The following is a 21,634-nucleotide window of genomic DNA, read 5'->3' as shown; positions in this document are numbered from 1 at the left end:
GACCCGGACGTCGGCTTTCCGGCCGGAAGGGACTTTCGCAGGCATAGCCTGCCTTTTTTATTTGTACAATGGGAGAGGGGGAATCATCGCGGAGAAAGGAAGGACCCGTTATGGCGGACAGGCGGTGGGCATGGCTCATGGCGCGGCTGCTCGCAGCCGGTCTTGCGGTCGTCGTGCTGCTCGGGCAGCTGCCGCGGCTCGCGGAGCGGTCGCAGGCTGGCCGGGAGGCGAGCGCGGCGTTCACGCCGCTGCGCGTGGAGAAGCTGACGGAGGATCGGGTAGCGGACGCTTTCGCCGCGCTGCCTCTGGAAGAAAGGCTGCTGCGGGTCGGCTGGGATCATTCCATTCTGTCGGTCGATCTGAGCATCGACCGCTCCTCGGGGGCGCCGGCCGTCGTCTGGAGGGACTCCGCCAAGCTGGTGCGACTGTCGTTCGGGCAGCTGTCGAACGTCCGCAGGCTGCTGTTGCGCGTTTACGCGGCGGAAGACGGAACGCGAACGCTGCTTCTCTCGGGGGATACGACAGCCGAAGACTGGAAATCCTTGGAGGAGTTAAACGCGGGGGAGAGCGGAACGAGCCCGGCGTGGTCCGGCAAGCTGAATCCCGAATGGACGCCGATCGGCGAGCGATGGAACCGATATTTTGCGAAATCGTGAATTCCGGCCCTCTCTTATGCGGGGGCCGGATGAATATGTTATAATAATAGCCATGCCAAAGGACCTGGTGCTTCCTTTGAACGCTCGGAGGCTGAACAATGACACGTAACCATCTGGCACAAATGGCCCACCAATACATGGATTACGATATGATCGCGATCCACACGGACCTGCCGGATTTTCCGGAGGGGCGAGTCCGGCTGCTGCACCTCGTGCTGTCCCAGCAGCCGGCCGCGTCGTCCTACAAGGATCTTCTGGCCGTCGTCGCTTCGCTCGTGCAGATGGGGCTCGATACGCACGATCTGGTAGACGACGAGCCGCCTTCGGGGCGCGGCGGCACGCTCGGCATGCGGGCGCGCCAGCTTAAAGTGCTGGCCGGGGATTATTTCAGCGGCCGGTTCTACAATCTGCTCTCCCAGGCGGGCCAGATCGATATGGTTCGCCGGCTCGGTGACGCGATCTGCGACATCAACCGGATCAAAGTGCTGTTCTATACCAAGATGAAGCAAATGAGACTGGATGCGGAGGAGTATTTGCGGCACGGGGCGGAGCTTAAATCCGGCCTGTTTCTCTCGTTTACGCATCTGATGGGCGGCCTGTACGAGCGCCTCTGGCCCGAGGTGGTCGAGCGCTTCGCGCGCTGCGAGCTGCTGCTGCAGGAGAAGCTACGGCTGGAGAATCCCGGCCGGCCGACGGAAGGCTGGGGGTTCTGGCACGTGCTGCAGGAAGGTTCGGAGGAAGACCGGCGCGCGCTGGCCGATCGCCGGGACGATCCCGGAGCGGTCAGCCAGCTTATGGACAAGTATGCCGTATCCGAGAAGCTCGGCGAGCTGCTGCGGCAGGCGGTCATTCAGCTGCAGAACCTGATGCAGCGGCTTCCTTCCGAAAAGCTGGGCAAGGAGCTGCAAGCGTTGGTGCAGCCGTTTCTGAACGCGCTAGGCCCGATGCCGGCGACAGTGATGACAGAACTGGGGTGAGCGCATGGACGCCGAATCCAAACAAAGCCACGTGCATGCCGTGTTCGAGAGCATCGCACCGAAGTACGATATGATGAACGACGTGCTGAGCTTTCGGCGGCACAAGGCATGGCGCAAGTTCACGATGCGCAAGATGAACGTTCAGCCGGGCCAGAGCTCGCTCGACCTGTGCTGCGGCACCTGCGACTGGACGATCGCCCTGGCCCGGGAGAGCCGGGGCGGGCGTACGGTCGGCCTCGATTTCAGCCGCAACATGCTGGATATAGGTCAAGCCAAGGTAGACAAGCTTGACCTTGGGGGAACGATCGAGCTGATTCAGGGCAACGCGATGTCGCTTCCGTTCCCGGACAATACCTTCGACTTCGTGACGATCGGATTCGGCCTTCGCAACGTGCCGGATTACGAGCGGGTCATCCGGGAGATGAGACGCGTCGTGAAGCCCGGGGGCAAAGTCGTCTGTCTGGAGCTGTCGAAGCCGACCTGGCAGCCGTTCAAAGCGCTATATTACTTTTACTTCGAAAAGCTGCTTCCGCTGCTCGGCAAGTGGCTCGTCAAGAGATACGAGCAATACCGCTGGCTGCCGGAATCGCTCGCCTCGTTTCCCGACCTCCAGGCGCTTGCGGAGATGTTCCGGACAACCGGTCTGCGCAACGTTCGCGCCTACCCGCTAACGGGAGGCGTGGCGGCATTGCACATCGGAACGAAGGGGAACGACGGGGCATGATTCGCAAAATCAAAGTTTTTCTGGAAATGATCAAGATTGAACATACGATGTTCGCGCTGCCGTTCGCGTACGTCGGAACGATTCTCGGAGCGGTGACGGAGAACCATCATCTGCCGAGCTGGGCGCAATGCGGCTGGATCCTCATGGCGATGGTCGGCGCGCGGAGCGCCGCCATGGGGCTGAACCGGGTCATCGACCGGGCGATCGACGCCCGCAACCCGCGCACGGAGAAGCGGGCCATTCCCGCCGGCTTGCTCAAGGCGGGGGAAGTGATCCTCTTCATTCTCGCTTCGTTCGCCCTGCTGTTCTGGGCGGCTTCGCAGCTAAGCGATCTGGCGATGAAGCTGCTGCCGGTCGCGGTTTTCATGACGGTCTTCTATTCTTACACGAAGCGGTTCACCTGGCTGTGCCACGTCGTGCTTGGCCTCACGCTCGGACTGGCGCCGCTCGGAGGCTGGGTGGCGGTCACCGGCACGATCTCGCTTCCCGCCATCATCCTCTATCTTACGGTTGCGATCTGGTCGGCCGGCTTCGACATCATCTATGCGTGCCAGGATATCGAGATCGACCGGAAGGAAGGCCTTTATTCGATTCCGGCCCGGTTCGGCATCGAGAAGGCGCTGAGGATCGCCCGCGTCATGCACGCATTGACGATCGTCGGCTTCGCGCTGCTGCTCGCCACGACGGACCTGAGCTGGTGGTACTTGGCCGGCACGGTCGTATCGGCCGGGCTGCTCATCTACGAGCATCGTCTCGTATCTCCGCAAGACATGAGCAAGCTGCAGGCGGCCTTTTTCACCATGAACTGGGTCGTCAGCACGGTCGTTCTCGTCTTCACCTTCATTGATCTCGTGGTGGTGAAATCATGGTGACGGCGGAAAGGCCCGTTCGTTGGGCGGTCGGCTGGACCGGGGCAAGCGGCGCGATCTACGGCGTTCGGCTGTGCCGGGAGCTGATCTCCGCCGGCGTTCATGTCCATCTCGTCGTCTCGGAAGCAGGCTGGCGCGTGCTCAAGGAGGAGCTCGGCTGGGACGCCGCGCGCCGCAAGGAGTCGCTGCGGGCCGGGCTCGGAATCGAAGAAGGCGATCCGCGGCTGACCTATTACCCTCCCGGCGATATCGGCGCGGCCATCGCCAGCGGGTCGTTCCGCTGCGAGGGGATGGCGATCGTCCCCTGCTCGATGGGGACGCTGTCGGCCATCGCCCACGGCGCGTCGGACAACCTGATCGCGCGGGCGGCGGACGTGACGCTCAAGGAAGGAAGGCCGCTGCTGCTCGTTCCCCGGGAAACTCCGCTTAACGCGATTCATCTGGAGAACATGCTCAAGCTCGCGCGGCTCGGCGTGCGGATCGTGCCGGCGATGCCGGCTTTTTACCAAGGGCCGCAAACGCTGGACGACGCCGTCAATTTCATTGTGGGAAAAGTGATGGACGGAATGGGAATTCCGCACCGCTTGTTCCGAAGGTGGGGAGAGCCCGATGATGTCAACTTCTGATGCCCCTCTGCGCATCGGCCGCATCGATTACGCGAATGTCTGGCCGGTTTTTCACGAATTTCGCCCCGAGCGGCTCGAGTGCCGGTCGGAGCTCGTCTACGGCATGCCGGCGGAGCTTAACCGCATGCTCCGGACCGGAGAGATCGACGTCTCGGCCGTCTCCTCGTTCGCTTACGGTCTGAACGCCGACGATTACTGGCTGCTGCCCGACCTGTCGGTGAGCAGCTTCGGGCGCGTGCAGTCGCTTCTTCTGTTCGTGAAGTCCCCGATGGAGAAAGTACGCTTCGGCAAGATTGCCATGACGACGACGTCGGCGACGACCGTGAACCTGCTGAAGATCGTCATGGAGAAGTTTTACGGAGGCCGACCCGTCTACGAGACGGCCGAGCCGGACCTGGACGCGATGCTCGAGCGGGCGGACGCCGCCCTACTCATCGGAGACCATGCGATCCGCGCTTCCTGGCGGGAGCACGGCTACCGGGTGCTCGACCTTGGGGACCTGTGGCGGCTTTGGACGGGGCATGGGATGACCTACGCGGTCTGGGCCGTCCGGCGCGATTCGGCGCGCCGGCATCCGGAGGCGGTCGGCGAGATTTATCGCGCGCTGCTGGCCTCCAAGCGCAGATCGGCGGAAAACCCCGAACCGCTCGTATCCGAAGCGGTCCGGCGCATCGGGGGCACGGAGAGCTACTGGCGCTGCTATTTCGCCGGGCTCAGCCACGACTTCGGCGCCAAGCAGCGCGCGGGACTGAGCTTGTACTTTCAATACGCGAGGGAACTCGGCCTGCTTGCGGAGCCGGTGTCCCTGACGGACTGGCCCGACGCCGTCTATGCATGAAATCCTGGTAAGTTTCGGCGCAGGCGCCCTTGTTCCTCGCCGAACTTTTAATCCTAACCGAGGGTGAATCTATTGAAGCTCATGCAACTGTACGCTTCGCTCAAATCCGACTTGCAGAAGATCGAGGACCTGCTGGCGGCGAGCGTGTCGTCCGACCTGCCGCTGCTCGGCGAATCCGCCCAGCATCTGCTCAAGGCCGGCGGCAAGCGGCTGCGGCCGGTCATCGTGCTGCTGGGAGGAAAGTTCGGCCGGTATTCCCTGGACCGGATCCAATACGCCGCGGCTGCGCTGGAGCTGATCCACATGGCGTCGCTCGTGCACGACGACGTCATCGACGACGCCGATACGCGGCGCGGCCAGCCGACCGTCAAAGCGAAGTGGGACAACCGGATCGCCATGTTCACGGGGGACTACATCAACGGCAAGGCGCTCGTCGTGGCCAGCCAGCTGGAAAACCCGAGGATCCATCAGATATTGTCCGGCGCGATCGTGCAGATGTGCATCGGCGAGATGGAGCAGATCCGCGACTTTTTCAATACGAAGCAGACCGTGCGCCATTACTTGCGGCGCATTCGCCGGAAGACGGCGCTGCTGATCGCCATCAGCTGCCAGCTCGGCGGGATCGCCGCCGGGGCGCCGGAGGCCGTGTGCAATCTGCTGTACCGTTACGGATACCAGGTCGGAATGGCTTTTCAGATCACCGACGACCTGCTGGACATCTGCGGCACCGAGAAGAAGATCGGCAAGCCTCCGGGCAGCGATCTGCGCCAAGGCAACGTGACGCTGCCGGTGCTGTACGCGCTGGAGGAGCCCGGCATCCGCGAGGAGCTGCTCGCGGAGATCGCGCGCATTCGCGAGAGCGAAGACGCGGCCGATTCGTCCAGGGCGGTCAAGCTCGTCCGCTCCAGCCAGGGAGTCCGGCTCTCGGAGAAGCTGGCGGACCGTTATACCGCGAAGGCGCTGCGCGTGCTGGAGCAGCTGCCCGACATTTCGGCGCGGCGCAACTTGGCCGATATCGCCAAATTCGTCGCGCAGCGTACCTATTAGGAACCGTTAGCCGGATCGGTCCTTCGAAAGATCCGCTTGAAAATCGACAGCTTTTTTCACAGGCGCTGCGGTTTATGTTAAAATGAGGGCAAAAAAGGAGGATCGATCGTGGAGAGAACGTATTTGATGGTGAAGCCCGACGGCGTTCAGCGCGGCTTGATCGGCGACATCGTCGCCCGGTTCGAGCGAAAAGGACTGCAGCTTGTCGGCGCGAAGCTGATGCAAGTGTCGCAGGAGCAGGCCAAGCGCCATTACGCGGAGCACGAAGGCAAAGATTTCTACGACCGGTTGCTCGCCTTCATTACGTCCGGTCCGGTCTTCGCCATGGTCTGGAGAGGCGACGACGCCGTAACGGCCGCCCGCCAGCTTATCGGCAAGACGAACGGTCTGGAAGCGGCGCCCGGTACGATCCGCGGCGACTACGCCATACATACGAATTTCAATTTGATTCACGGCTCGGATTCCCGCGAGAGCGCGGAGCGGGAGATCGGCATCTTTTTCGATCCGTCGGAGCTCGCCGATTACGAGAAAGCCGTGCAAACGTGGATTTGACCGTCGCATAAGGGGAGCGGGGAACCGGCATGAGCGACCAGACAAGAGCCTTTGCGCCGGAGGGGCTGTCGCCCGAGGATGCGGATTTTGCCCGCTTCGTGGCCAATGTCCGCAAGGCGACTTCGATCGACCTGTCGCAGTATAAGGAGACGCAGATGCGCCGCAGGCTGACGACGCTGCGGATGAAGCACGGCTTCGCCGACTTCGATGCCTACTTCGCGGCATTGATGGGCGATGCCCGGCTGCGCAACGAATTTTTGGACCGAATGACGATCAACGTCTCGGAGTTCTGGCGGAACGCGAACCGCTGGCAAGTGCTGATGAACCAGTTTTTGCCCGCGCTGCTCAAAGCTTCTCCAAGGCTGAACATCTGGAGCGCCGCTTGCTCGACGGGCGAGGAGCCCTACACGCTGGCGATGATTCTGGACAAGCTGGGCGCGCTGGACGCGGCATCGATCCTGGCGACGGACATCGACGAAGGCGTCCTGGCCAAGGCGAGGGAGGGTGTCTACCTGGAACGTTCCCTCCGGGAAGTGCCGAAGGAGTTCGTGAAAGGCTACTTTCAGGAAAAGGACGGGGCCTACTGCGTCTCCGACCGGTTGAAGAAGGCGGTGAAGTTCCGGAAACACAACTTGCTGCTCGACCCGTTCGGAGAGCGATTCGACCTGATCGTCTGCCGCAACGTGATGATTTATTTTACCGAAGAGGCGAAGAGGGGGCTGTACGGCCGTTTCGCGAACGCGCTGAAAGCGGGGGGATTGCTCTTCGTCGGCAGCACGGAACAGATTTTCACGCCGGCGCAATACGGGCTTGAGACGGCGGATACGTTTTTCTACCGGCGCACGGTATGAGGATAAGCGCGCAGCGCGATACTAAGAATACCCATCTTCCTACCGGAGGCACCCATGGACAAGCGCAAAGTGATCGCCGCTTACCGCCGCGGGCTGATCTCCTCGCAGGAATGCGCGCAAATCCTCGGTCTCGACAGCGTGGATTTGCTCGGCCTCGTGCGGGAGACGCTGCCCGACCATCCGCCCGTCGCACCGAAACAGTCCGTCCGTTCGTGACGGGCTGTTTTCTTGTCAAAATCTTCGGGCCTGAGCTATAATGAGCAAAGACGTTATCGGGTTGAAGCAATAAAGCGTCGCAGGGAGGACTAACACTTGAGTTTACGTTATTTGACCGCGGGGGAAACGCATGGACCGCAGCTTACCGCTATTATTGAAGGATTGCCCAGCAACCTGGAGATCGATTTCGAAGCGCTGAACTTCCAGCTGCTTCGCCGCCAGAAAGGCCACGGCCGCGGACGGCGGATGCAGATCGAGAAGGATACCGCGCAAGTTCTCGGCGGCGTCCGGCACGGTCGGACGACCGGCGCGCCGGTCGCGCTCGTCGTCGCGAACAACGACTGGAAGCATTGGACGAGCGTCATGAACGTCGAGCCGATCGAAGGCGGCGACGAGGCGAAGCGCCGGATTCATCGGCCCCGCCCGGGACATGCCGATTTGAACGGCGGCCTCAAATACGATCTCAAGGACCTGCGCAACGTGCTGGAGCGGTCCAGCGCGCGCGAGACGGCGGTTCGGGTCGCCGTCGGCGCAATCGCCCGCCAATTGCTGGAAGCGTTCGGCATCAAAGTCGCCGGCCGCGTCGTCTCGATCGGCGGCATCGTAGCAAAGACGCCCGATCTGCCGCTGGACGAGCTGATCGCCAGAACCGAGGAATCGCCGGTGCGCGTCGCCGACGCCGAGACGGAAGCGAAGATGATCGCGCTGATCGACCAGACGAAGGCGGACGGCGATTCGATCGGCGGCGTCGTCGAGTGCATCGTGGCCGGCGTCCCGGTCGGCCTCGGCAGCCACGTGCAATGGGACCGCAAGCTGGACGGACGGATCGCGCAGGCGGTCGTCTCGATCAATGCTTTCAAAGGCGTCGAGTTCGGCATCGGCTTCGAGGCGGCGGAGCGCCCGGGCTCGCAAGTGCACGACGAGATCCTGTATTCGGAAGAGCGCGGCTACCACCGTGCAAGCAACCGGCTCGGCGGTTTCGAGGGCGGCATGACGAACGGCATGCCGATCGTCGTCCGCGGCGTCATGAAGCCGATTCCGACGCTGTACAAGCCGCTTCAGAGCGTCGATATCGACACGAAGGAGGCGTTCGCGGCCCAGGTCGAGCGGTCGGACGCCTGCGCGGTGCCGGCGGCCAGCGTCGTCATGGAGAGCGTCGTCGCCTGGGAAGTGGCGAAGGCGTTCCTGGAGAAATTCGGCGGCGATTCGATGGAAGAGATTCGCGCGAATTACGACAACTACCTGAGACAGGTGGCGGAATACTGATGGCCGGGGAGACGGAGATTCGGGAGCTGACGGTAGAGCTGGGAGAGAGGTCTTACCCGATTCGAATCGGAACCGGTCTGCTGGAGCGCGCGGGAAGCCTTTTCGAGGAATGCGGCTTCCCGAAGAAGTCGCCGATTTTGCTAGTCGCGGACGAATCGGTCGTCGGGCTGTACGCCGGCAAGCTCGAGCGCTCGCTGAAGGACGCCGGCTATTCCGTCGCGACGGCGGTCGTGCCGTCGGGAGAGCAGTCCAAATCGCTGGCTCAGTTCAACGACCTGATTACGGAGGCCTTGGAAGCCGGGCTTGACCGCCGTTCCACGGTCGTGGCCCTCGGAGGCGGCGTCGTCGGCGATCTGGCGGGCTTCGTCGCCGCCGCTTACATGCGCGGCGTTCGCTTCGTGCAGGTGCCGACGACGATTCTGGCCCACGACAGCAGCGTCGGCGGCAAGGTGGCGGTCAATCACAAGCTGGCCAAGAATATCATCGGCGCGTTCCATCAGCCGGAATTCGTTCTGTACGATCTGAATACGCTGAAGAGCCTGCCGCCTCGGGAGATCCGTTCCGGGTTCGCGGAAGTCGTCAAGCACGGCCTGATCTGGGATGCCGAATTCACGTCCTGGTGCGACCGGAACTCGGACAAGCTGCTGGCGCTGGACGACGAGGCGCTCGGCCATGCGCTGTACGAAGGCTGCCGGGTGAAGTCGATCGTCGTCTCGCGGGACGAGCGGGAGAACGACCTGCGCGCGATCCTGAACCTCGGCCATACGATCGGCCACGCGCTCGAAGCGGTCGGCAGCTACAACCAGCTGCTGCACGGCGAAGCGATCTCGATCGGCATGGTCGGCGCGGCGCGCCTGGCGGCCAAGTTCGGTTACGGCGAGGAGCTCGCGTCCGAGACGGAACGGCTGCTGCGCAAATTCGAATTGCCGGTCCGCATTCCGGCCGGCTACGATACCGATGCGATCATGAGCGCGATGCAGCATGACAAGAAGTTCACGGAAGGCGCGATGGTGTTCGTCGTGCCGAAGCGAATCGGGGAAGTGGAGATCCGAGGCGACGTTCAGGCGGCGTGGGTTCGCGACATCGTGGAACAATTGAAGGGAGAGACCGGCTAGCCATGAGCGTGAGAGGAATCCGGGGCGCCATTACGGTGGCGGCCAACGAATCGAAGTTGATATTGGATGCGGCGGAAGAACTGGTCAAAGGAATCGTCGAAGTCAACGGCATCGCTGCCGAAGACGTCGCCTGCGTTTACATTACGGTCACGCAAGATCTGGACGCCGCGTTTCCCGCCAAGGCGATTCGCGAGCTGGACGGATGGGAGTACGTGCCGCTCATGTGCTCGGTGGAGATCCCGGTCGAGGGCAGCCTGGAACGGTGCATCCGGTTTATGGTGCTCGTCAATACCGATCTGAATCAGCACGAAATGCGGCACGTCTATCTCGGCGGAGCTCAAGTGCTGCGGCCGGATTTGCTGCAGAACCGTTGACGTCGGCCGTCCGCCGGTGCTATAGTTAGGGCATGACTTGGCGCGGAACCGTCGGCCGGAGGGACGACGACTTACGCGAAAGTCTTGCGAGCAGAGACGAGATGAGCGGAGCGGCCGGACCTCGGAGCGCCTTGGGCGCTGCAGTGGAGGGAGTCGGCATCAGGAAGGCTGGCCTGTCGGAGCGGCCCTGCGGGGTTGCCAGTCCGAGAAGGCGTGACGCCTGTCCGTACCGTTGCTATCGAGCGCACCTCTGCTGCCGCGGAGGTGCTTTTTTGTTGGGCGAGTTACCATTCTTCACCGGACAACCCAAAGCCCGCTCGCATTTGATTCGGCATGGAAAATCGAGCGATCGATGACCGGCAAGCCCGCATCCCGGTGCGGCTTGGAGAGGAGAGAGAAGGAACAATGGAACAGCGCGAGCAGGAGCTTCGGCAAGTGATTCGTTTGTCCGAGCGATACAATGTCATTCCCGTGGTCCGCAAGCTGCTGGCCGACACCGAAACCCCGATACGGGTGTTTCGGCAGCTCAGCCGGGACCGCAGAGCCTTTTTGCTGGAGAGCGTGGAGGGCGGCATCAAATGGGCGCGATACTCGTTTATCGGCACCGACCCTTTTCTCGTTCTGCGGTTGAAAAAAAACAAGGTGACGCTGGAGGAAGGGGGACGCAAGACGTCGTTCGCGACGAACGAGCCGCTGAAGCTTCTGCGGGAGCGGCTGCGAAGCTATCGCAGCCCCGCGCTGGAGGAGCTGCCTCCGTTCACCGGAGGCGCGATCGGCTTTTTCGGCTACGACCTGCTCCAGTACTATGAGCGCAAGCTGCCTCCGCATTCGGTCGACGATCTGGTCATGGACGACATGCAGTTCATGTTCTGCGACCGGGTCATCGTCTTCGACCACTTGAAGCAGCAGGTGCTCGTCATCGGCAACGTGCACGTGCCGGAGGGCGGAACGGCCGCGGACATCGAAGCGGCTTACGAGAAGGCGTGCGAAGGTATCGAAGCCGACATTCGCCGCCTGCGCGGCCCATCGCCGAATACGGCGGCGGCAGGAGCGCCGCCGGCCGATCCGGATCTGGGCGACATCCGCTCCAACGTCACCCGCGAACAGTTTATCCGCAACGTCGAACAGGCGAAGGAGTATATTCGCGCCGGCGACATTTTCCAGGTGGTGCTGTCCCAGCGCTTCCATATCGAGACCGAAGTCGATCCGCTTCAGGTGTACCGGGTGCTGCGGACGATGAACCCGTCTCCGTACATGTACGTGCTGAAGCTGGACGAAGAGGTCATCGTCGGCACTTCGCCGGAGCTGCTCGTCAAGGTCGACGGCGACCGCGTCGAGACGCGGCCGATCGCCGGCACCCGTCCCCGCGGCAAGACGCCGGAGGAAGACGCGGAGCTGGAGCGGGAGCTTCTCGCCGACGAGAAGGAACGGGCGGAGCACGTCATGCTCGTCGATCTGGGCCGCAACGACCTGGGCCGGGTAGCGGCGTTCGGATCGGTCAAGTGCGACACGTACATGGAGATCGAGCGTTACTCCCACGTGATGCATATCGTTTCCAACGTCACGGGCAAACTGCGGGAGGACAAAGATTTCTTCGACGCCTTCCTGTCGTGCCTGCCGGCCGGAACGGTATCCGGAGCGCCGAAGCTGCGGGCGATGGAGATCATCTCCGAGCTGGAGAACGAGGCGCGCGGCGCTTATGCGGGCGCGATCGGCTATCTCGGCTTCAACGGCAACCTCGACACGTGCATCACGATCCGCACGATCATCTTCAAGAACGGCAAAGCCTACGTGCAGGCGGGAGCGGGCGTCGTCGCGGATTCCGTCCCCGAGAAGGAATACGAGGAGACGGTCAACAAGGCGAAGGCGCTGCTCAAGGCGATTCGCGCGGCCGAAGCGGCTTTCCCGGCGCGCGGCGACGCGAAGCTGGCGCTGGCCGGCGACCGCCGGACGAATCTGGACTATGCCTGAAGGAGGAGAGACGATGAGCGGGGACGCGATGTTGACGATGCCGCAGGCGCTGGCGAGGCTGACCGGGGGCGGCGACTTGACGCTGGAGGAAGCTCGCGGCGTGATGAGCCTTATCATGAAAGGAGAGGCGACGCCGTCGCAAATCGCCGGAGTGGTCGTCGCGCTGCGGATGAAGGGCGAGTCGGTGGACGAGATTACCGGCTTCGCGGAAGCGATGCGGTCGTTCTCGGACCGGGTGAGCACGGAGCGCGAGGACTTGCTCGATACGTGCGGAACGGGCGGTTCCGGCATTCATAAATTCAACATTTCGACGTCCTCGGCGATCATCGCGGCCGCCGCGGGCGCCCGCGTCGCCAAGCACGGCAACCGCGCGATGTCGGGCAAAGCCGGCAGCGCCGACGTGCTCGAGGCGCTCGGGGTCAACATCGGGCTGACGGCGGAGCAGGCGGCCGAATGCCTGGAACGCACCGGCATCTGCTTCATGTTCGCGCAGCTGTACCATCCGGCCCTGAAGCATGCGGCCGTTCCCCGCCGCGAGCTGGGCGTGCGGACGATCTTCAACATGCTCGGGCCGCTGGCCAACCCGGCGAACGCCGACCGCCAGCTCATGGGGTTGTACGACCGGTCCCGCACGGAGACGGTCGCGAACGTGCTGAAGCGGCTCGGCCTGAAGCGGGCGATGGTCGTCGGCAGCCACGACGGGCTGGACGAGATCAGCATCTCCGCGCCGACGCGCATCTCCGAGCTGAGGAACGGAGAAGTGACGACTTACGATATTTCGCCGGAGGAGATCGGCCTGGATACGGTCCCCCTAGGCGAAGTCAAAGGCGGAGACGCGGCGGTAAACGCCGCGATCATTCGCCGCGTGCTGGCCGGCGAGCGAAGCGCCTACCGCGACGTCGTGCTGGCCAACGCGGGCGCGTGCATCTACGTCGCCGGCCGGGCGGATTCGCTGGCGGACGGGGTGCGGGTCGCGGCCCTGACGATCGATTCGGGCAAGGCGCTGGACAAACTGCAGCAATGGATTGCGACGACGGGAGAAGTGAGCTATGTTTCTTGATCGGATAGTGGCCACCAAGCGGCAGGAAGCGGAGCGTCTCGCCGAAACGCTCGTCATCGCCGACGCGGAGCGGACGATCTCCGTCATGCCTCCGTGCCGCGGCTTTGAAGCCGCCCTGAAGGAAGGCAAGCGCAAGCGGCCGGTCGGCCTGATCGCGGAAGTGAAGAAGGCGAGCCCGTCCAAGGGCCTCATCCGGCCGGATTTCGAACCGGTCGCTTTGGCGGAGGCGTATGAACGGGCCGGCACCGATTGCATTTCGGTGCTGACGGACCGGGACTATTTTCAAGGAAGCAACGACTATTTGACCCGCGTGCGGGCGTCGGTGAACGTTCCGCTGCTGCGCAAGGACTTCACGATCGACGAACGGCAGATCTACGAGGCCCGTCTGATCGGCGCCGACGCGGTGCTGCTGATCGCGGCGATCCTGACGAAGGAGCAGCTGCGCTCGTTCCACGACCTCGCGCGTTCGCTCGGTCTCGATGCGCTCGTCGAAGTGCATAACCGCGAGGAGCTGGAGACCGTCCTGGAGCTCGGGCAAGCGTCGCTGATCGGGGTGAACAACCGCGACTTGCATACGTTCACGACCGATCTCAAGACGACGGAGGAGCTGATCGGGCTGATGCCGTCCGGCGTGACCGCGATCAGCGAGAGCGCGATCTCCACGCCGGACGACATCGGCTTCGTGCGCCGGGCCGGCGCCAAGGCGGTGCTCGTCGGGGAACGGTTCATGCGCCAGGATAATGTGGAGGAAGCGGTGAACGAGCTGCTCGGGCCGGCATCGAAGGAAGGCGACCGGCCATGACCGCGATGGAGGTCGGCGCTCGGCCGCTGGTGAAGATTTGCGGCATTCGCGAAGAAGCTACCGTCGCGGACATGAACGGCTTGCCGGTCCACTACGTCGGCTTCGTCTTCGCGAAGAGCCGCCGGCAGGTCACGGCGGAACAGGCGGCCCGGCTGCGGGAAGCGGTCGGGCGTTCGGCGATGGCCGGGGGCGCGGCGCCGCTGACGGTCGGGGTGTTCGTCAACCCGACGATGGAGGAACTGGCGGATGCCGTGGCCGCGGCGAAGCTGGACGTCGTTCAGCTTCACGGCGACGAGACGCCGGACTTCTGCCGGGAGGTCGGCAGCCGGTTCGGCGTGGAAGTTTGGCGCGCATTGTCCGTCGACGAGGAAGAGGCGGAAGAGAGCGGGACGGTTCGCGGACCCGGGCGGCTCGAAGCGTACAAGGGCGCGGTATCGGCCGTGCTGCTGGATACGGCGGGAGGCGGCACGGGCCGCACTTTCCGGTGGGAGCGGATTCCCTCTTACCTGGAGCGCGCGCACCGACTGGGGTTCAAGCTGTTCGTGGCTGGGGGGCTAAACCCGGAAAACGTGGACGAGCTTCTGTCCCGCTATGAGCCGGACGGCGTGGACATCTCCAGCGGCGTGGAGACGGACGGAGTCAAGGACATCGGCAAAATCGCCGCATTCGCAGAAAGGGTGAAACGAGGATGACGATTCAAGTACCGGATCTGGACGGACGCTTCGGCCCGTTCGGGGGGCGCTACGTTCCGGAGACGCTCATGAACGCGCTGTTCGAGCTGGAAGAGGCGTATAACCGATATAAGAACGACGCGGACTTTCAGGAGGAGCTTCGGTATCTGCTGATGCAGTACGCCGGACGCCCTTCGCCGCTCTACTACGCGGAGCGGCTGACCAAGCATCTGGGCGGGGCGAAAATCTATCTGAAGCGGGAAGACTTGAACCACACCGGCTCGCACAAAATCAACAACGCGCTCGGCCAGGCGCTGCTCGCCAAGCGGATGGGCAAAAAGAAAGTCATCGCCGAGACCGGAGCGGGCCAGCACGGGGTGGCGACCGCGACCGTCGCGGCTCTGCTCGGCATGGAGTGCAAGGTGTTCATGGGCGAGGAGGACACGAAGCGCCAGCAGCTGAACGTGTTCCGCATGAAGCTGCTCGGTTCCGAAGTGGTGCCGGTGCTGTCCGGAACGCGGACGCTGAAGGATGCGTGCAACGAGACGCTGCGCTACTGGGTCAGCCATGTGGACGATACTTACTATATTCTCGGGTCCGTGACCGGCCCGCATCCGTATCCGATGGTCGTGCGAGACTTCCAGCGGATCATCGGCGTCGAGGCGCGGGAGCAGATTTTGCAATCGGAAGGACGTCTGCCCGACGTGATCGTCGCCGCGGTCGGCGGCGGCAGCAACGCGATGGGCATTTTTCATCAGTTCGTCGGAGACGAATCGGTGCGGCTCGTCGGCGTCGAAGCGGCCGGACGCGGGGTCGACACCGACAAGCATGCGGCTACGATGACGAAAGGGCGTCCGGGCGTTTTCCAAGGGTCGATGAGCTACGTGCTGCAGGACGAAGGCGGGCAGGTGCAGGAAGCCCACTCGATCTCGGCGGGGCTTGACTATCCGGGCATCGGGCCGGAGCACGCCTACTTGAAGGACAGCAAGCGCGCGGAGTACGTGCCGATCACCGACGCGGAAGCGCTGGAGGCGCTGCAGCTGCTGTCTCGCCAGGAGGGCATCATCCCGGCGCTGGAGTCGTCGCACGCGGTCGCGCAGACGATGAAGCTGGCGCCGACGCTGCCGAAGGACGCGATTATCGTCGTCAGCCTGTCGGGCCGCGGCGACAAGGACGTCGAGGCGATCATGCCTTATATCACGGGAGGTGAAACGCGATGAGCGCAAACGCGATCGACACCGTCTTCGCCGAGCTGAAAGCGAAGGGAGAGACGGCGCTCATTCCGTTTCTGACGATGGGCGACCCCGATCTCGCCGCTTCGGTCGAGCTGGTGCGGGCGGCCGAAGCGGCCGGCGCGCACATGATCGAGCTTGGCGTGCCGTATTCGGATCCGCTCGCCGACGGTCCGGTCATCCAGCGCGCTTCGGAGCGCGCGCTGAAAAACCGGATTTCGCTGACCGACTGCATGCAGGTGGCGACGGAAGCCCGCAAGCTGGGCGTCAAAATGCCCTTTATCCTGTTTACTTACTTCAATCCGGCGCTGCAGCTCGGACTGGAGCAGTTCTTTTCCTTGCTGCAGGAGCACGGCTTCAGCGGCGTCATTATTCCCGACCTGCCGCTCGAAGAAGACGGCGAGGTCCGCGCCGTCGCGGAGCGAACCGGCATTCATCTGATTCCGCTGGTGGCGCCGACGTCCGACGCTCGGGTCGAACGGATCGCGTCGCAGGCGCGCGGCTTCGTCTATTGCGTCTCGTCGCTCGGCGTGACCGGCGTCCGGTCGGACTTCCACGCCGGCATCGATGCGTTTCTCGCCACCGTCCGCAAAGCTTCGCCGGTGCCGATCTGCATCGGCTTCGGCATCTCGAGCCGCGAGCAGGCGGAACGCTTCGCTCGGCAGTGCGACGGGGTCATCGTCGGCAGCGCCATCGTGCGCAAAGTCGAGGAGGTGCTGCCGCAGCTGACCGAGGAAGGCGCCGAGAGCCGCAAGGCCGGCATCGACGCGGTGCAATCGTTCATTGCCGGCTTGAAGCCGCGCGCCGCTGCGTCCCGCTAAAGGGGCGTTAATCCGCTCCTCGCACGGGAGCGTGGATTGAAACAAACCATCTGTACAGCCGCCCGTCCATATGTCACAATAGAATACAGCTTGCTATCTGCGGAGCGGAAACGCTCCGTTTTCGTTGTCCCCATCAAACGCAACGGCCTTACAGGAGGTTATCCGATGCAACCGAAACCGAATATCGTCCACCTGCCGGTCTACCAGCCGGGCAAACCCATCGAAGAAGTAAAACGCGAGCTCGGGCTGACCGAGGTGATCAAGCTGGCTTCGAACGAGAATCCGTTCGGGTGCTCGCCGAAGGCGGTCGAAGCGATCAAGCGCGAGGTCGAAAACGTGAGCATCTACCCGGACGGAGCGGCCGTCGAGCTGACGGAGGCGCTGGCGAAGCGGCATGGCGTCAATCCCGACCAGATTATTTTCGGAGCCGGATCCGACGAGGTCATTCTGATGATCGCGCGCGCGTTCCTGCTGCCGGGAGACGAGAATATCACGGCGGACCAGACGTTCCCGCAATACCGCCACAACATCGAGATCGAGAACGGCGTCGTCATCGAAGTGCCGCTCGTTCAAGGGACGCACGACTTGAAAGGGATGCTCGACAAGGTCGGTCCGAAGACGAAGATCGTCTGGATCTGCAACCCGAACAACCCGACCGGCACGATCGTCACCCACGACGAAGTCGAATGGTTTCTGTCGAAGGTGCCGTCCAGCGTTATGGTCGTATTGGACGAGGCTTATTGCGAGTATATCGACGATCCTTCGTTCCCGGACGGACTGGCGCTGCTGCGCAAATATCCGAACCTGGTGCTGCTGCGCACCTTCTCCAAAATCTACGGCCTCGCATCCCTGCGCATCGGCTACGGCATCGGGCGCGCGGAGCTGATCCGCTCGATCAATCAAGTGCGCGAACCGTTCAACACGTCCCGGTTCGGCCAGGCGGCCGCGCTGGCCTCGCTTCAGGACAACGAATTCATCGAGCGCTGCCGCAAGGCGAACAAGGAAGGAATCTCCTTCCTGCAGGGCGAGTTCGACCGTTTGGGACTGTCTTATTTCCCGGCATACGGCAATTTTATCATGGTCGACGTCAAGCGTCCGGCCGGCGAAGTGTTCGACGCGCTGCTGCGCAAGGGCGTCATCGTCAGGGCGGGGCACAAACATTATCCGACTTCCGTCCGCATCACGGTCGGCAGCGCGGAGCAGAACGCCAAGGTCATCGCCGCTCTGGAGGCCGTCCTTCAAGAGCTTGCCGCCCGGGTGTAGCGGATGGGAACGGACATCAGCGGTTTTAGCCGCTCGGACATAAGTACGGTACAAAGTCAGCCGGTCAAGAAGATCGCGATCTTCGGCGCCGGCCTGATCGGCGGCTCGCTCGCGCTCTGCTGGAAGGGGAAACCGGGCTACCGGATCGTCGGCCACTCCGTCAATCCGAAGTCGGCGGAGAAGTACGTGGCGCTCGGAATCGTGGACGAAGCGACGACTTCGCTGGAAGAAGCCGCCTTGGACGCCGATTTTCTTTTCGTCTGCGTGCCGGTGAGCCTATTGAACGATTATATCGATCGCCTGGCGAGCCTTCCGCTGAAGCCCGGCTGCATTATCACCGACGTCGGCAGCACGAAGGCGTCGGTCGTGGCCCATGCGGAGCGGCTGCGGCTCCAGGGCGCGACGTTCATCGGCGGACATCCGATGGCCGGGTCGGAGCGGTCGGGAGCGGAGGCGGCAAAAGCGGATCTGTTCGAGAACGCTTACTACGTGCTGACGCCGACCGCCTCGACGTCCCCGGAAGCGATCGAGTCGCTTCGGGAGCTCCTGCAGTGGACGCGCGCCAAAGTCGTCGCGATCGACGCGGATTCGCACGACGCCATCGTCGGCGCGATCAGCCATCTGCCGCACATCATCGCGGTCGCGCTCGTCAATCAGGTCGCTTCCTACAACGAGGCGAACGACCTGTACCGGCGGCTGGCGGCCGGCGGTTTCCGCGACATTACCCGGATCGCCTCCGGAGATCCGATAGTTTGGCGGGATATTCTGACCAATAACCGCGGCGTTCTGCTCGGTCTGCTGGACGACTGGCAGCGGGAGATCGACGGGTTCCGGAGGCTGCTCGAGGCGGAAGACGGCGAAGGCATCGCCGAACGGTTCCGCGCGGCGGGGGAATTCCGCAGCCAGCTGCCGGAACGGCGCAAAGGCATGATTACGTCGCTGCACGAATGCTACGTGAACGTGCCGGACCAGCCGGGCGTCATCGGCCGGATCGCGACCGAGCTCGGCCAGGCGTGCATCAACCTGAGCAACCTGCACATTATCGAGAGCCGCGAGGACGTGCCGGGGGTGCTGCGGCTGTCGTTCCGGGAAGCGGCCGATCTGGAGCGGGCCGTGGCGCTCATTCCTTCTCTGGGGTACGAGGTTTATTTTTAACGGAAAGCGCGTTGCAGCCGGACCGGGCGGGAGGCGTTTCGCTTCCCCGTCCGGCTTTTTCTTTTCGAAGGGACGCCCCGAGGCAAAAAAAAAACCACCCGAAACCGGGTGGGCGCACAGTGTGCAAGTATTGGATAGGAGTGGAGAGAAACCATACTGTGCTTTTATTATATTGTATCCGTTTCCATTCTGTCAATAAGCGCTTTCAAAAAAATGCGAGCGTTTTCTTGGGAACAAAACCAGAATTCGGATATTCCCAACCTGCATATACAGTTAAGAGCGGAGCGCGGCTGGAGAACATTGCCTGCTTTAATTTTAAAATAATTTAAGCTTTACCCTCCAGTGCTTATGTTACAATAACGATAAGTATGTAAAATACTGGACTTTTTCAAAGAATGCGCGCTTGTTCGCGCAACTTTTTCGTTTTTGGCCGGTATAACAGGTATCGCGGCCTTGAACGATCGCCCTGGTGCGGGGGGAGGATCGAGAACATTCATGACCGATTCTCAATTGATTCGGGAAATCAAGGACGGCAACGTCGAATTATATTCAACTTTAATGGCAAGATATCAGAAGAAGATTCTGTCTTTCATATATCAGATGCTTCGCAGCGCCCGGCTTGAACTGATGGCCGAAGATCTATGCTCCGAGACGTTCTACAAGGCATACCGAAGTCTGAATTCGTTCCGGGAAGTCGACGCTTCCTTCTCCACCTGGCTGTATACGATCGCCCGCAACACGGTGCTGAGCGAGCTGCGCAAGCACAAGGCGGCCCATCTCTCGCTTGACGATTCGTCGTACATACCCGCCGCTCCCATGGATGCGGCCCCCGAACAGATGCTGCTGCGCAACGAGAAGGTGACGATGGTGCGGGAGGCGATCAACAACTTGCCGGAGAAGCAGAGGTCCGCGTTGATATTGCGAGAATACGACGGATTGGACTATCAGGAGATCGCCAGCATTCTCGGACAGACGGTCAGCGCCGTTAAGTCCCTGCTGTTTCGAGCGCGCGCCAGCGTCAAGGCGCAGATGGAATCTTATATCGCCGAGCCGGCTTACTTGCAGGAGTACGAGGAGATGAAATATCGGTGAAAAGCGACTGCGGCCTTATTCAGGAGCGGTTTATCGATTACTGGGACGGAACGGCGGACAGCGCCGAGCGGCTGACGGTGGAAGCGCATTTGGCCGAATGTCCGGACTGCGCGGCGGAGTTCCGGTTGTGGGAAGAGAGCTCGAATCTCATCCGCGACATGCAGTTCGACGACGAGCTTTACGGCGACGATGCGACGGCGGCCGAGCTCAATCAGAATGTCATGAACCGGATTTACGCCGAAGAGCGCTGGTTCATGCCCGCCCTGCGCCATTCGTATTCGTTCAGCCGCGGTTTCCGCCTGAAAATCGGGGGGCTGCTGGCTTCGCTCACCGCCCTGTTCCTGGTTGGCTTCATGTACACGCTCTATGAGCGGTTCCATGCCAGTACCGCGCCGGTAACGGGCGTCATGGAGACGGCCGACGCTTATGAAGCCGGAAGCCATGTGAAGAGCTCCGTCTTCGTCGACGTTCCGGTGGCCAGCCTGAGCGATCCGATCGTGCTTCACGTCTCGCCGGCCATGCCCGAGTACTGGGTCGCCTTCTCGCTGGTCGGCGTCGTCATGACGCTGCTGATCCTCAACTGGTTTACGCGGGTGCGCGCATGAGCCGGGCGATGAGAATGGGCTGGATCCGCCATGGCGTCACTTCCTGGAACAAAGCCGGCAAAATCCAGGGGGCGACCGACATTCCGCTGAGCGCCGAAGGCGAGATGCAGGCGCAGCGGCTGGCTCATCGGCTGGCGCACGAGAGCTGGATATGGGACGGCGTCGTCAGCAGCGACCTGCAGCGCGCGGCGAAGACCGGACAGATTCTGGCCGATCGCTTGGGCCTTCCGCTGCTGAAGGACGCCCGGCTGCGGGAGCGGAGCTTCGGCGAGGCCGAAGGAACGACGGAAGAGGAGCGGATCGCCCGCTGGGGCGAGAAATGGCGCGGCAACGTCCCCGGCCAGGAGACCGATGAGCAGGTTCGGGCGCGCGGGCTCGCGTTCGTGGAACATTTCTCGGCCCGGCATGCCGGCGAGAGTTGGCTCGTCGTCACGCACGGCAGCTTCCTGGCGCAGGTGCTGCAAGCGCTAAGGACCGGACTGGACGATCTGCACATCGCCAATCTGTCGCTGACGATTCTCGACCGGGAAGGCGACGGCTGGGTGCCGATCCTTCACAACTGCACCGCCCACCTGAACGACGATTAATCGGCGCGCGGTTCGATCGCGTGTTTTCCCAAGAACATCCTGCCAAGGGTGTTCTTTCGTATTATTAGGTCAGCCAGAGATTTCTGGTTGGCCTATTTTTATGGCTGTTCTAAGATGGCGGTAGCCGGGAGAACGTGGGTGGCTCAGGGTCAAAGAACCCGTCAAAAAAACTGTTCTCCCACTACCCCCAATGACCATGTTTGAGCTGGTAGAGGCATCGACCTCGTATCACAAGCGAAGCTATGGGATTGGAGTCATCGTGGG

24 protein-coding genes are annotated in these 21,634 nt (G+C 62.5%); all 24 read left to right on the top strand.

The features are described from left to right. Nucleotides 1–110 precede the first annotated feature (110 nt). Nucleotides 111–656 (top strand): hypothetical protein, encoded by a 546-nt coding sequence (locus H7C18_RS33100; RefSeq protein ID WP_185133412.1) that lies wholly within the window; start codon nt 111–113, stop codon nt 654–656. A 98-nt stretch (nt 657–754) separates the two neighbouring features. After that, nucleotides 755–1,633 carry a heptaprenyl diphosphate synthase component 1 gene (locus tag H7C18_RS33095; protein WP_185133411.1) on the top strand — a complete coding sequence of 293 codons (879 nt, stop codon included), beginning with the start codon at nt 755–757 and terminating at the stop codon, nt 1,631–1,633. 4 nt (nt 1,634–1,637) lie between these two features. Then, a complete protein-coding gene (locus tag H7C18_RS33090; protein ID WP_185133410.1) occupies nt 1,638–2,357 on the top strand; it encodes a demethylmenaquinone methyltransferase in 720 nt (239 codons plus the stop codon). Next, nucleotides 2,354–3,229, top strand: a complete 876-nt coding sequence (locus H7C18_RS33085) for a UbiA-like polyprenyltransferase (RefSeq protein WP_185133409.1) — start codon at nt 2,354–2,356, stop codon at nt 3,227–3,229. Before H7C18_RS33090 ends, H7C18_RS33085 begins: the two co-directional genes overlap by 4 nt. Then, on the top strand, nt 3,223–3,852 hold the full coding sequence (locus tag H7C18_RS33080) for a UbiX family flavin prenyltransferase (RefSeq protein ID WP_185133408.1): 630 nt from the start codon (nt 3,223–3,225) through the stop codon (nt 3,850–3,852). The genes H7C18_RS33085 and H7C18_RS33080 overlap by 7 nt, the downstream gene beginning before the upstream one ends. Continuing rightward, nucleotides 3,839–4,690 (top strand): menaquinone biosynthesis protein, encoded by an 852-nt coding sequence (locus tag H7C18_RS33075; protein ID WP_337914040.1) that lies wholly within the window; start codon nt 3,839–3,841, stop codon nt 4,688–4,690. The genes H7C18_RS33080 and H7C18_RS33075 overlap by 14 nt, the downstream gene beginning before the upstream one ends. 72 nt (nt 4,691–4,762) lie before the next feature. Continuing rightward, entirely contained in the window at nt 4,763–5,737 is a 975-nt protein-coding gene (locus tag H7C18_RS33070) for a polyprenyl synthetase family protein (protein WP_185133406.1), read from the top strand. Nucleotides 5,738–5,845: 108 nt separating this feature from the next. Beyond that, nucleotides 5,846–6,289, top strand: coding sequence for a nucleoside-diphosphate kinase (gene ndk, locus H7C18_RS33065; RefSeq protein WP_185133405.1), 444 nt, complete (start codon nt 5,846–5,848; stop codon nt 6,287–6,289). Nucleotides 6,290–6,318: 29 nt separating this feature from the next. Further along, nucleotides 6,319–7,140, top strand: coding sequence for a CheR family methyltransferase (locus H7C18_RS33060; protein WP_185133404.1), 822 nt, complete (start codon nt 6,319–6,321; stop codon nt 7,138–7,140). Between the two features lie 54 nt (nt 7,141–7,194). Beyond that, nucleotides 7,195–7,356 (top strand): hypothetical protein, encoded by a 162-nt coding sequence (locus H7C18_RS33055; protein WP_185133403.1) that lies wholly within the window; start codon nt 7,195–7,197, stop codon nt 7,354–7,356. Nucleotides 7,357–7,452: 96 nt separating this feature from the next. After that, nucleotides 7,453–8,622, top strand: coding sequence for a chorismate synthase (gene aroC, locus H7C18_RS33050; protein WP_185133402.1), 1,170 nt, complete (start codon nt 7,453–7,455; stop codon nt 8,620–8,622). Then, nucleotides 8,622–9,737: a 3-dehydroquinate synthase gene (gene aroB / locus H7C18_RS33045; RefSeq protein WP_185133401.1), complete on the top strand. Its 1,116-nt coding sequence runs from the start codon at nt 8,622–8,624 to the stop codon at nt 9,735–9,737. The genes aroC and aroB overlap by 1 nt, the downstream gene beginning before the upstream one ends. 2 nt (nt 9,738–9,739) lie before the next feature. Then, nucleotides 9,740–10,111 (top strand): chorismate mutase, encoded by a 372-nt coding sequence (aroH, locus tag H7C18_RS33040; protein WP_185133400.1) that lies wholly within the window; start codon nt 9,740–9,742, stop codon nt 10,109–10,111. 405 nt (nt 10,112–10,516) lie between these two features. Next, nucleotides 10,517–12,082: an anthranilate synthase component I gene (gene trpE / locus H7C18_RS33035; protein WP_185133399.1), complete on the top strand. Its 1,566-nt coding sequence runs from the start codon at nt 10,517–10,519 to the stop codon at nt 12,080–12,082. Between the two features lie 13 nt (nt 12,083–12,095). Next, nucleotides 12,096–13,142 (top strand): anthranilate phosphoribosyltransferase, encoded by a 1,047-nt coding sequence (trpD, locus tag H7C18_RS33030; protein ID WP_185133398.1) that lies wholly within the window; start codon nt 12,096–12,098, stop codon nt 13,140–13,142. Then, nucleotides 13,132–13,944: an indole-3-glycerol phosphate synthase TrpC gene (trpC, locus tag H7C18_RS33025; RefSeq protein WP_185133397.1), complete on the top strand. Its 813-nt coding sequence runs from the start codon at nt 13,132–13,134 to the stop codon at nt 13,942–13,944. The genes trpD and trpC overlap by 11 nt, the downstream gene beginning before the upstream one ends. Then, nucleotides 13,941–14,636, top strand: coding sequence for a phosphoribosylanthranilate isomerase (locus H7C18_RS33020; RefSeq protein ID WP_238358128.1), 696 nt, complete (start codon nt 13,941–13,943; stop codon nt 14,634–14,636). Before trpC ends, H7C18_RS33020 begins: the two co-directional genes overlap by 4 nt. Beyond that, a complete protein-coding gene (gene trpB, locus H7C18_RS33015; protein WP_185133396.1) occupies nt 14,633–15,835 on the top strand; it encodes a tryptophan synthase subunit beta in 1,203 nt (400 codons plus the stop codon). The genes H7C18_RS33020 and trpB overlap by 4 nt, the downstream gene beginning before the upstream one ends. Further along, nucleotides 15,832–16,668 (top strand): tryptophan synthase subunit alpha, encoded by an 837-nt coding sequence (gene trpA, locus H7C18_RS33010; RefSeq protein WP_185133395.1) that lies wholly within the window; start codon nt 15,832–15,834, stop codon nt 16,666–16,668. The genes trpB and trpA overlap by 4 nt, the downstream gene beginning before the upstream one ends. A gap of 165 nt (nt 16,669–16,833) precedes the next feature. After that, entirely contained in the window at nt 16,834–17,931 is a 1,098-nt protein-coding gene (gene hisC / locus H7C18_RS33005) for a histidinol-phosphate transaminase (RefSeq protein ID WP_185133394.1), read from the top strand. A 3-nt stretch (nt 17,932–17,934) separates the two neighbouring features. Continuing rightward, on the top strand, nt 17,935–19,086 hold the full coding sequence (locus H7C18_RS33000; protein ID WP_185133393.1) for a prephenate dehydrogenase: 1,152 nt from the start codon (nt 17,935–17,937) through the stop codon (nt 19,084–19,086). Between the two features lie 495 nt (nt 19,087–19,581). Beyond that, nucleotides 19,582–20,178 (top strand): RNA polymerase sigma factor, encoded by a 597-nt coding sequence (locus H7C18_RS32995; RefSeq protein ID WP_185133392.1) that lies wholly within the window; start codon nt 19,582–19,584, stop codon nt 20,176–20,178. After that, a complete protein-coding gene (locus H7C18_RS32990) occupies nt 20,175–20,783 on the top strand; it encodes a zf-HC2 domain-containing protein (RefSeq protein ID WP_185133391.1) in 609 nt (202 codons plus the stop codon). The genes H7C18_RS32995 and H7C18_RS32990 overlap by 4 nt, the downstream gene beginning before the upstream one ends. After that, entirely contained in the window at nt 20,780–21,370 is a 591-nt protein-coding gene (locus tag H7C18_RS32985; protein ID WP_238358127.1) for a histidine phosphatase family protein, read from the top strand. Before H7C18_RS32990 ends, H7C18_RS32985 begins: the two co-directional genes overlap by 4 nt. Nucleotides 21,371–21,634 lie beyond the last annotated feature (264 nt).

This window comes from Cohnella zeiphila, from assembly GCF_014212055.1.
In the GTDB taxonomy this organism is placed as follows: Bacteria; Bacillota; Bacilli; order Paenibacillales; family Paenibacillaceae; genus Cohnella; species Cohnella zeiphila.
This window is presented reverse-complemented; position numbering and strand designations above follow the sequence as displayed.

Excerpts from the sequence above, each read along its gene's own strand:
- H7C18_RS33100 (WP_185133412.1), top strand. The coding sequence starts at position 111 with ATGGCGGACAGGCGGTGGGCATGGCTCATGGCGCGGCTGCTCGCAGCC.
- H7C18_RS33095 (WP_185133411.1), top strand. The coding sequence starts at position 755 with ATGACACGTAACCATCTGGCACAAATGGCCCACCAATACATGGATTAC.
- H7C18_RS33090 (WP_185133410.1), top strand. The coding sequence starts at position 1,638 with ATGGACGCCGAATCCAAACAAAGCCACGTGCATGCCGTGTTCGAGAGC.
- H7C18_RS33085 (WP_185133409.1), top strand. The coding sequence starts at position 2,354 with ATGATTCGCAAAATCAAAGTTTTTCTGGAAATGATCAAGATTGAACAT.
- H7C18_RS33080 (WP_185133408.1), top strand. The coding sequence starts at position 3,223 with ATGGTGACGGCGGAAAGGCCCGTTCGTTGGGCGGTCGGCTGGACCGGG.
- H7C18_RS33075 (WP_337914040.1), top strand. The coding sequence starts at position 3,839 with ATGTCAACTTCTGATGCCCCTCTGCGCATCGGCCGCATCGATTACGCG.
- H7C18_RS33060 (WP_185133404.1), top strand. The coding sequence starts at position 6,319 with ATGAGCGACCAGACAAGAGCCTTTGCGCCGGAGGGGCTGTCGCCCGAG.
- H7C18_RS33055 (WP_185133403.1), top strand. The coding sequence starts at position 7,195 with ATGGACAAGCGCAAAGTGATCGCCGCTTACCGCCGCGGGCTGATCTCC.
- aroB (WP_185133401.1), top strand. The coding sequence starts at position 8,622 with ATGGCCGGGGAGACGGAGATTCGGGAGCTGACGGTAGAGCTGGGAGAG.
- aroH (WP_185133400.1), top strand. The coding sequence starts at position 9,740 with ATGAGCGTGAGAGGAATCCGGGGCGCCATTACGGTGGCGGCCAACGAA.
- trpE (WP_185133399.1), top strand. The coding sequence starts at position 10,517 with ATGGAACAGCGCGAGCAGGAGCTTCGGCAAGTGATTCGTTTGTCCGAG.
- trpD (WP_185133398.1), top strand. The coding sequence starts at position 12,096 with ATGAGCGGGGACGCGATGTTGACGATGCCGCAGGCGCTGGCGAGGCTG.
- trpC (WP_185133397.1), top strand. The coding sequence starts at position 13,132 with ATGTTTCTTGATCGGATAGTGGCCACCAAGCGGCAGGAAGCGGAGCGT.
- H7C18_RS33020 (WP_238358128.1), top strand. The coding sequence starts at position 13,941 with ATGACCGCGATGGAGGTCGGCGCTCGGCCGCTGGTGAAGATTTGCGGC.
- trpB (WP_185133396.1), top strand. The coding sequence starts at position 14,633 with ATGACGATTCAAGTACCGGATCTGGACGGACGCTTCGGCCCGTTCGGG.
- trpA (WP_185133395.1), top strand. The coding sequence starts at position 15,832 with ATGAGCGCAAACGCGATCGACACCGTCTTCGCCGAGCTGAAAGCGAAG.
- hisC (WP_185133394.1), top strand. The coding sequence starts at position 16,834 with ATGCAACCGAAACCGAATATCGTCCACCTGCCGGTCTACCAGCCGGGC.
- H7C18_RS33000 (WP_185133393.1), top strand. The coding sequence starts at position 17,935 with ATGGGAACGGACATCAGCGGTTTTAGCCGCTCGGACATAAGTACGGTA.
- H7C18_RS32995 (WP_185133392.1), top strand. The coding sequence starts at position 19,582 with ATGACCGATTCTCAATTGATTCGGGAAATCAAGGACGGCAACGTCGAA.
- H7C18_RS32985 (WP_238358127.1), top strand. The coding sequence starts at position 20,780 with ATGAGCCGGGCGATGAGAATGGGCTGGATCCGCCATGGCGTCACTTCC.